The organism is Pelomicrobium sp., from assembly GCF_036803785.1.
GTDB lineage: Bacteria > Pseudomonadota > Gammaproteobacteria > Burkholderiales > UBA6910 > Pelomicrobium.
Genome location: NZ_DAIRTR010000014.1, coordinates 25,809 through 35,001, shown reverse-complemented (window position 1 = coordinate 35,001; position 9,193 = coordinate 25,809). Strand labels below are relative to the sequence as shown.

Below are 9,193 nucleotides of genomic sequence, written 5' to 3'. Positions count from 1 at the left end.
CCCTCCCGCCCCGGCAGCGCGCCGTAACGGCCGTGCTGGCCGGCCGCCTGGGTCGCTGGCCCTGGTGGAAAGCCTTGGCCTCCCTCGTCTATCCTGCGGATATCCCCGGCGCCCGGGCAGCCCTCGCCCGGCTGGACCTGGCGGAACGGCTTTTCGAACGCTGCGACCGGCTCTCCGGGGGGCAGCTCCAGCGGGTCGCCGTGGCCCGCCTGCTCTACCAGCAGCCGGACCTGATGCTGGCCGACGAGCCGGTCTCCTCCCTAGATCCCGTCCTGGCGGATCGGGTCCTCGCAGAGCTCCAGCGGGACGCCCAGGCCCGGGGTGTCGTCTTGCTGGCGAGTCTACACGCGGTGGACTTGGCCTTGCGCTGGTTTCCCCGGGTGATCGGCCTGAAAGACGGGGAGATCCTGTTTGATCTTCCGCCGGTGCGGGTCAGCGACGGTCTGCTGGAATCCCTCTACGCGGGCGAGACCCCGGTGCCGCCCACCCAGGACGGGCGTCCCCTCGCCGCCCCGAGCCGGGGTATTGCCCGCAAGCCCCTATGCTATTGACTCCTCGTCACCGGGACCCGGCGGCGCTGCCCCGCCTTGCTGTCACGGTGCTTTTCCTCGCCCTGCTGGTGCCCGGGCTGCGCTGGACCGAGTTCGACCCAGGGGTGTTCTTCGACGCACGCCCTCGGGAAACTATGGGCCAATTTTTTGCCCTGTTCCTTCCGCCCGCCCTCCACGCCGAATTCCTGCGCCTCACCGTGAGGGCCACCCTGGAAACCCTGGCCATGGCCACCGCCGGCACTTTTCTGGCCATGGGGATCGCCTTCCCCCTCGCCTTCGCCGTGACCCGCAGCCTGTCCATCTCCCGCCTCGGGCCGGGGCCCGGCCGAGGGCTGGGCCAGGCGGTTCGGGCAGCCTTGCGCCTGCTGCTGGTGGTACTGCGGGGGGTCCCGGAGATCGTATGGGCCCTGCTTCTGGTGCGGGCGGTGGGCCTAGGCCCCGCGGCGGCAGTGTTCGCCATCGCCGTGAGCTACGGGGGCATGCTGGGCAAAGTCTATGCGGAGATCTTCGAGTCGGCAGACACCCGCCCCGCCCGAGCGCTGCTGGAGGCAGGTGCAGGGCGCCTAGGGGCTTTCCTCTACGGCGTGCTGCCTGCGGCGGCACCCGAAGTGGTGTCCTATAGCGTCTACCGCTGGGAATGCGCGGTGCGGGCCTCGGTCATCATGGGGTTCGTGGGCGCCGGCGGTCTGGGCCAGCAGATGGAGCTGTCCATGCGTATGCTGGCAGGCGGAGAGGTGTGCACCTTGCTCCTCACCTTCCTGCTTCTTGTGCTTCTGGCCGACGGCGTGAGCGCGCTACTGCGCAGGGCGGTGGCATGAGGGCGGAGCGCTGGCTGGTGGGGATGGGGCTGACGCTCGCGGTCGCCCTTTCCTTCAACGCCTTGTCCTTGAACTTGCAGGCCCTGTTTTCCCCGGAGGCAGCCCGGCAGATGCTCGCCTACGCCCGGGGCTTTTTCCCGCCGGATCTCTCCCCCGCCTTGCTGCGGGGGCTCGCCCAGGGAGTCGGGGAAACCTTGGCCATTTCCGCCGTGGGGACTGGGCTGGCCGTGCTTGGGGGATTCGCCCTCTCTCTTCCGGCGGCGGGGCGCTTCGGACCGCTCCTGCGGCTCCCTTCCCGGCTCTTGCTCAATTTCCTGCGCTCGGTCCCCGAGCTGGTCTGGGCGGCCCTCATGGTGCTGGCGGCGGGACTAGGGCCTTTCGCTGGCACCCTCGCCCTCGCCTTGCACACGAGCGGGGTGTTGGGCCGGCTCTTCGCCGAGACGCTGGAAAACGCCAGGCCCGCGCCGGCCCAAGTCCTCAAGGAAAGCGGCGCGCCCCCGGTGCTGGCCTTTCTCTATGGGACGCTGCCCAGCATCTTTCCCCAGTGTGTGGCCTATACCCTGTACCGCTGGGAGATCAACATCCGCATGGCCACCGTCTTGGGATTCGTCGGTGCAGGAGGCCTCGGGCAGATGCTCTACGTGTCCTTGAGCCTATTTCAGCAACAGCAAGCGCTTACTCTCATCGCCGCCATGCTCTTGCTGGTGCTCGCCGTGGACGCCACGAGCGCCTTCCTGCGGCAGCGCCTCGTCCCTGCCGGCGCCTGAGGAGCCTGCGGGCCCCAGCGAGGCCCAATGTCGGGTTTCCCCTCCTCCCAGAGAGCGCTATTCTTGAAAATCAAAAGTGGGCAGGCTCAGCCGGGGTTTTCCCCGCGCGAGCGGTCGCGCGTTTGCTGCAATGCAGTATAATGGGCCGCTTCCATGCCGCCAACGATGACAAGGGAGTGCGCAGATGAACAAGCCCCTCGAATATCCTTCGGGCGTCGAGATCATCGCCCCGATCTCTCCTGAATTCGCCGAGATCCTGACCCCCGACGCAGTCGGCTTCGTCGCCAAACTACAGCGGCAATTCGGCCGGCGGGTGCAGGCGCTGCTGGAGGCCCGGGCCGAGCGGCAAAAGGCATTCGATGCCGGCGCGCTCCCCGATTTTCTCCCCGACACCCGGGAGATCCGGGAGTCGGAATGGACCGTCGCCCCCCAGCCCCAAGATCTCCTGGACCGACGGGTGGAGATCACCGGGCCCACCGACCGCAAGATGGTGATCAATGCCCTCAATTCCGGCGCCTCTACCTACATGGCGGACTTCGAGGACGCCAACTGTCCCACCTGGCACAACATGGTGGACGGCCAGCGCAACCTGCGGGACGCCGTGCGGCGCACCATCACCTTCGAGCAGGGGGGCAGGCACTACCGGCTGAACGACAAAACCGCGGTGCTGCTGGTGCGGCCCCGGGGCTGGCACCTGGTCGAACGGCACATGCGGGTGGACGGCCAGCCGGTGTCCGGTCCCCTGTTCGATTTCGGGTTGTTCTTCTTCCACAACGCCCGGGAGCTCATCCGGCAGGGCACGGGACCCTATTTTTACCTGCCCAAGCTGGAAAGCCATCGCGAGGCGCGGTTGTGGAACGACGTGTTCAACTGGGCCCAGGATGCCCTGGGTATCCCCCGGGGCACCATCAAGGCGACGGTACTGATCGAGACCGTGCTCGCCGCCTTCGAGATGGACGAAATCCTGTGGGAGCTCAAAGAACACTCCTCGGGTCTGAACATCGGCCGCTGGGACTACATTTTCTCCTGCATCAAAAAGTTCCGCGCCAACAAAAACTTCTGTCTGGCCGACCGGGCCAAGGTGACCATGACCGCCCCCTTCATGCGCGCCTACGCGCTTCTGCTGGTCAAGACCTGCCACCGCCGCAACGCGCCAGCCATGGGAGGCATGGCGGCCCAGATTCCCATCAAGGACGATCCCAAAGCCAACGAAGAGGCGCTCGAGAAAGTCCGGCAGGACAAGCTCCGGGAAGTGACCGACGGCTGCGACGGCACCTGGGTCGCCCACCCGGGCCTGGTGCCGGTGGCCAAGGCGGTCTTTGACCAGTACATGCCGAAGCCCAACCAATACGACAAGCAGCGGCCCGACGTTCAGGTCTGCGCTCGGGACCTACTTGACTTCCAGCCGGAGAAGCCCATCACCGAAGCGGGCCTGCGCAACAACATCTCGGTGGGCATCCAGTATCTGGGAGCCTGGCTCTCCGGCAACGGCTGCGTTCCCGTGTTTCATCTCATGGAAGATGCCGCCACCGCCGAGATCGCCCGCTCCCAGATCTGGCAGTGGATCCGCTCCCCCAAGGGGGTGCTGGAGGACGGCCGCAAGGTGACCACGGATCTCTTCCGCCGCCTCCTCGCCGAGGAGCTGCTCAAGGTGAAGACCTACCTGGGCTCGGAGGCGTGGAACGCCGGCCGCTACGAGGAGGCCGCCCAGCTCTTCGACCGGATCACGGCCGACGACCATTTCGTCGAGTTCCTGACCCTGCCCGCCTATGAGCTGATCGACTGAGGGGTCGCCCTCTGCCCGGGGAGGTGGCCCGCGCCCTCCTTCCCGGGTGGCCTAAAATAAAAGTGGACGTTGCGCGAGCCAACAAAAAGGGAGGCGGCATGAAAACCGTCAGGCAGCTCCTCGAGGTGAAGGGCCATCAGGTCCTCACCATCTCCCCGGACGCCACCGCCCGGGAAGCGATGAAGCGTATGGCCGAGCACAACGTCGGGGCGCTCATCGTGGTGGAAAACGGCAAGCCCATAGGCATCGTGTCCGAGCGGGATTTCGCCCGCAAGATGTTCCTACTGGAGAAACCTCCCCGGGACATCCTGGTGAAGGACGTGATGAGCGCCCCGGTGATCTACGTACGGCCGGATCAGACCAACGAAGAATGCATGGCGCTCATGACCGACAAGCGGGTGCGCCACCTCCCCGTCATGGAGGGCGACCGGTTAATCGGGGTCATCTCCATCGGCGACCTGGTCAAGGACACCATCTCCGAGCAGCAGTTCATCATCCGTCAGCTCGAAAACTACATCATGAGCTGACGGTCGGAGATCTGTCTTCGTCCACGGCGGGCCAGGGCGCGCCCCGAACGTAAAATCCCGGGGCGGAGGGGGCGCGGGACAATACTCTTGCGGCCTGAACCCGGCCGTACTGCTCGCCTTCGTTGTCTCCGATCAATGACCCGCCAGCCGCTCACCGCTATCCTGCGCCTTTTCCCAGGCTGACCAAGATACTCACCGAGACGACCCAGCAGATGGGAGAAATCGACGCGTTCATCACTTCGCCCTGGATGATCTGGGCGGTTTTGGTGGTCGCCGCGGCCGGCTGGATCCACGGCGTCATGGGGATGGGCTTTCCCTTGATCACCATCGCCCTGATCGCCCTGGTCACCGAGCTGAAGACCGCAGTGATCCTCACGGTGCTACCCAACATCGCGGTCAACCTCTACTTGATCGCCCAGGGAGGCCGCTGGCGAGAGAGCCTGGGACGCCACTGGCGGGTGGCCCTGTACATGCCCATCGGCGCCGTGCTCGGCACCAAGGTGCTGCTCGCCGTGCCGGCGGAGCCGCTCAAGTTGCTGCTGGCTTTCATGATTCTCGTCTATCTCAACATGGCGCGGCTGCGAAAGCTCTCCTGGGACTGGCTCAAGCGCGCCCCGCGCACGGCAGAGGCGGGCGTGGGGCTCTTCGCTGGCTTCCTATCGGGTACCGTGAGCGTTTCCATCCCGCCCCTGGTGATCTATTTCATGGCCTTGGGCCTCGCCCCTACCGCCATGGTCCAGATCATGAACTTGTGCTTCGTTTTCGGAAAGGCGACCCAGGCAGCGACCCTCGCCGCCGCGGGCGAGATCACGCGCCTGGTGGTCTTCACCACCGTGCCCCTCACGCTGCTCGGCCTCCTCTTCCTCGCCTGGGGAGCACGGGTGAGAAGCCGCGCCCACACCGCGACGTATTACGGCTGGCTCAACAAGACCCTTTTCGTCATGGCGCTCATCCTGATCTTCCAAGTCGCATACGCCTGGTGGCCATGATTGGGCGAGGCCCGCCAACCCGTCACTTCGCCCCTGTCTGCTAGACGGCGGGGAACCCAATAGTGTACAAGTCTGGCAACGCCCGTTTCCCACGCGCTAGGGAGGTTTCCCGGAATGGACATTTATGCGGTCGTTCTTTCAGGAGGCGCCGGCACACGGCTCTGGCCCATGTCACGGGAGACGCTGCCCAAGCAGTTCCTGCGCCTCACCTCCGAGCACAGCCTGCTGCAAGAGACGCTGCTGCGGCTGGAGGGCTTGGCGGGCCTGCGCGCCACGGTGGTGGTGGCCAACCAGGAACACCGCTTCCTGGTGGCCGAGCACCTGCGCGGCATCGGCTTAAAACCCGAGGCGCTGATCCTGGAGCCCGCAGCCCGCAACACCGCGCCTGCCATCGCGGTGGCCGCCTTGCATCTGACGCGCCAGGATCCGAAGGCGCTGATGCTGGTGCTGCCGGCGGACCACCACATTCCCGACGCGGCCGCGCTGCGAGAAGCAATTTGCGCCGCGGTCCCGGCCGCCCAGGCGGGGCATCTGGTCACTTTCGGCGTCACGCCCCGCTGGGCGGAGACCGGCTACGGCTACATCGAGCGGGGAGAGCCGCTCGGCGAGGGCGCGGCCGGGTATCGGGTCGCCCGTTTCCTGGAAAAGCCCGATGAAGAGACGGCGGCCCGCTTCCAGGCCTCTGGCCGGCACTATTGGAACAGCGGCATGTTCCTGTTCCGGGCCGAGGACGTGCTGACGGAGCTCAGGCGGCTCAAGCCAGCCCTGGTGGGCGCGTGCGAGGAGGCCCTGGCCAAGGCAGGCAAGGATCTGGACTTCCTTCGGCTCGACGCCGAGGCTTTCGGTCGCAGTCCTTCGGTTTCCATCGACTACGCGCTCATGGAGCACACGGCGCGGGCGGCAGTGCTGCCGGTGGACTTCTCCTGGACCGACCTGGGTTCCTGGAAGGCGTTGTGGGAAGTGGGGGTCAAGGACGTGGCGGGCAACGTGACCCGCGGGGACGTGCACTTGGATGGGGCCAAAAACAGCTACGTCTACGCCGAGCGGCGCTTCGTGGCCGCCTTGGGTGTGGAAGACCTGGTGATCGTGGAAACGCCGGACGCGGTACTGGTGGCCCGCCGGGACGAGGTGCAGAAAGTGCGCCAGGTGGTGGAGGACCTGCGGGCCCGCAACCGCCATGAACACGTCACCCACCGCACGGTATACCGGCCCTGGGGTTGCTACGAGAGCATCGACGCGGGTCACCGCTTTCAGGTGAAGCGCATCACGGTCAATCCGGGGCAGAAGCTCTCCCTACAGATGCATCATCACCGGGCCGAGCACTGGGTGGTGGTGGTAGGCACTGCCAAGGTTACCCGGGGCGACGAGACCCTGGTGCTTACGGAGAACCAGTCCACCTACATTCCCCTGGGCGTCACCCACCGGCTGGAGAATCCGGGCAAGATCCCCTTGCAGCTGATCGAAGTGCAATCGGGAGCGTACCTGGGCGAGGACGACATCGTGCGCTTCGAAGACGCCTACAGCCGGGTCGAGTCGCCACCCTCGAGCGCCGACCGATAAAGCCCCCCACCGCTTTCCTGGGGCGCGGCAATCAGCCGCTCTCTGCCATGTCCGCGGCGCATCGCCTCAAGCCTTCGTCCCAGCGCGGCAGCTCCACCCCCAAGACCTGGCGCGCCCGGCTGCAATCGAGCACTGAATAAGCGGGCCGCCGGGCGGGTGTGGGATACGCCGAGGTGGGGATAGGGTAGACCGGCACGGGCCGCGCCCCGGGCACCTGGGCCACGATGGCCTGGGCGAAAGCGCACCAGGAAGTCTCGCCGCCGCACGCCAGGTGGTACAGGCCGCGGCGTTCCCTGAGCCAGCCGGTGTCCCGGGTTTCCACGACGCGGCTCGCCTGTAGGACGCGGGCGGTGGCCTCGGCCACAAGCCGCGCCCAGGTAGGACATCCCACCTGGTCGTCCACCACCTGAAGCGCCTCCCGTTCGTGGGAAAGCCGTCGGATGGTGAGCAGAAAATTCCTCCCCCGGGCCGAATAGACCCATGCGGTGCGAAAGATCAGGAAAACCCCACCCGCCGCCTGAACCGCCCGCTCGCCTTCCAGCTTGGTGCGCCCATACACGTTAAGCGGGTTGGGTGCATCGGTCTCCCGGTAGGGCGCACGTCGCATCCCGTCGAAGACGTAGTCGGTAGAGTAGTGGACGAGGGCCGCACCGAGGCGGGCACATTCCTCGGCGAGGACACCGGGAGCGAGGGTATTGACCGCCCGGGCGAGATCCGGCTCGGCTTCGGCCCGATCCACCGCCGTGTAGGCCGCGGCGTTCACCACCAGCGTCGGAGCGATCGCGCGCACGGCTCGGCGGATGGCATCGGCATCGGCGAGATCCAGCTCGGCGCGTCCCAGGGACGTCACCGGTCCCAGCGCCGTGAAGGCGCGCCGCAGCTCGAAGCCCAGTTGCCCATCCTTTCCGACAATCATGATCGCCATGGCGCATCATCCCTCGCAACGGCGCATTGTATCGGGCTTCGCGCCAAGCGACAGCCATCGTACCTTCGCGCGCCCCGGAGCCTGTCGTCAAAGTGCGACAGCGATAAATCCCCCACCGCCAAAAACATAGCTCAGACCGCGAAACCCGAAGCGTCGGCGATCCGCGACATCCGGCGCGCCGACCCTCTCCGGCCAGATCCTGTATCGAAGCACCAAGTCGTTGTGCGCGCAATGAAATGCGCGCTTTTGCCGACCTTCGGTATGGAGCTTGCATAATGGGGTAAACAAAAAGGCTGCGAAGGCTCATGGAAAGCGCCGCGGCTCAAGCTCCGTCCCAGGCCGAGGAGCAATGGATAGCGGTCGACCGGTGCCCAGCGTGCGGTAGCGCACAATGCAAGGCGCAGGGCGCGCTACCGGATCGCTACTACGTGTTCGGTAGCGAGAAGATTCGTCTTCCCGACGCCGGCATCAAGCTCTTCGAGTGCTGCGCCTGCGGCTTGATCTACAAGACCGCGGTCCCGGCACCTGCTTTTCTGGCCGAGATCTTCGGACGTCAGGCGGCGGCCAAGTGGTCGGGTTCTCATGATTTTTCCGCGGAGGCGACGAAGTTGCTCCGGCTGATGGGAAGGTCGGCGTTCGATGTGCTCGATGTGGGAGCCGCAGACGGGGCGTTGCTCAAAGCCTGCGCCGAGAGCGGAATCCAAGGGCGGCGCTCCGCGCTCGATGTCCTTCGCTATCCGGGCGTCGAAGGCTTTGTTTCGAGCGAGTTCATCGAGGGATTCTTGGACGATGCGTTGCTGCAATGGAGCCGCGAGCCCTATGACGTGGTCACCCTATTCGATGTGCTGGAACACCTTTACCAGCCCCAGCGCGCCTTCGCCAACTTAGGACTCCTGGTGAAGCCGGGTGGCCAAGTGGTCATCGAGACTGGCAACATCGACAGCTTCTGGCCAAGGCGCTTCGGCATCCACGAGTGGTGGTACGTGAGGCTTTTCGAGCATCACGTGTTCTGGACCCCGCGGGCGCTTACGAGAATCGCGGCCGTGTACGGCTTCGAACTCGTGTCCTGGACGCAGCGGCGACACAAGAGCCGAAGGCATATCCCGTTCTCCGTGCTAGGCAACGAGCTACTGAAGACAGGCCTCTATTGCGTGCTCCCGGACTCCTACACCGCGCTAGCGAGGCTGCTGGGAAAGCAGGGCAATCAGCCCTGGTTCCCCTTCGCCCGGGATCACTTGCACGCATGCCTCAAAAAGAAGGGATAGAACGC

General features: G+C 65.8%; 9 protein-coding genes. 8 read left to right on the top strand and 1 reads right to left on the bottom strand.

Translation table 11 applies throughout. The annotated features are described in order from the left end of the window. From V7Q81_RS03090 to V7Q81_RS03060, 7 genes are all read left to right on the top strand, one after another. A partial coding sequence (locus tag V7Q81_RS03090) for a phosphonate ABC transporter ATP-binding protein (protein ID WP_333840255.1) occupies positions 1-551 on the top strand: 551 nt, incomplete at its 5' end. Further along, entirely contained in the window at positions 542-1,369 is an 828-nt protein-coding gene (locus V7Q81_RS03085; RefSeq protein WP_333840253.1) for a PhnE/PtxC family ABC transporter permease, read from the top strand. The genes V7Q81_RS03090 and V7Q81_RS03085, both read left to right, overlap by 10 nt. Then, positions 1,366-2,136, top strand: a complete 771-nt coding sequence (gene phnE, locus V7Q81_RS03080; protein WP_333840251.1) for a phosphonate ABC transporter, permease protein PhnE — start codon at positions 1,366-1,368, stop codon at positions 2,134-2,136. Before V7Q81_RS03085 ends, phnE begins: the two co-directional genes overlap by 4 nt. Positions 2,137-2,320: 184 nt before the next feature. Then, the gene (gene aceB, locus V7Q81_RS03075) at positions 2,321-3,922 is read left to right on the top strand and encodes a malate synthase A (protein ID WP_333840249.1); all 1,602 of its coding nucleotides are present in this window, start codon (positions 2,321-2,323) and stop codon (positions 3,920-3,922) included. A gap of 98 nt (positions 3,923-4,020) precedes the next feature. Continuing rightward, positions 4,021-4,449 carry a CBS domain-containing protein gene (locus V7Q81_RS03070; protein ID WP_333840247.1) on the top strand — a complete coding sequence of 143 codons (429 nt, stop codon included), beginning with the start codon at positions 4,021-4,023 and terminating at the stop codon, positions 4,447-4,449. Positions 4,450-4,571: 122 nt separating this feature from the next. Continuing rightward, a complete protein-coding gene (locus V7Q81_RS03065) occupies positions 4,572-5,438 on the top strand; it encodes a sulfite exporter TauE/SafE family protein (RefSeq protein ID WP_333840245.1) in 867 nt (288 codons plus the stop codon). Positions 5,439-5,552: 114 nt separating this feature from the next. Then, a complete protein-coding gene (locus tag V7Q81_RS03060) occupies positions 5,553-6,998 on the top strand; it encodes a mannose-1-phosphate guanylyltransferase/mannose-6-phosphate isomerase (RefSeq protein ID WP_333840243.1) in 1,446 nt (481 codons plus the stop codon). 31 nt (positions 6,999-7,029) lie between these two features. On the opposite strand, the gene rfbD is transcribed toward V7Q81_RS03060, so the two are convergent. Then, a complete protein-coding gene (gene rfbD, locus V7Q81_RS03055) occupies positions 7,030-7,923 on the bottom strand; it encodes a dTDP-4-dehydrorhamnose reductase (protein ID WP_333840241.1) in 894 nt (297 codons plus the stop codon). Between the two features lie 305 nt (positions 7,924-8,228). Between rfbD and V7Q81_RS03050 the strand changes: the two genes are divergently transcribed. Then, positions 8,229-9,188 (top strand): class I SAM-dependent methyltransferase, encoded by a 960-nt coding sequence (locus V7Q81_RS03050; RefSeq protein WP_333840239.1) that lies wholly within the window; start codon positions 8,229-8,231, stop codon positions 9,186-9,188. The last annotated feature ends 5 nt before the right edge of the window (positions 9,189-9,193 follow it).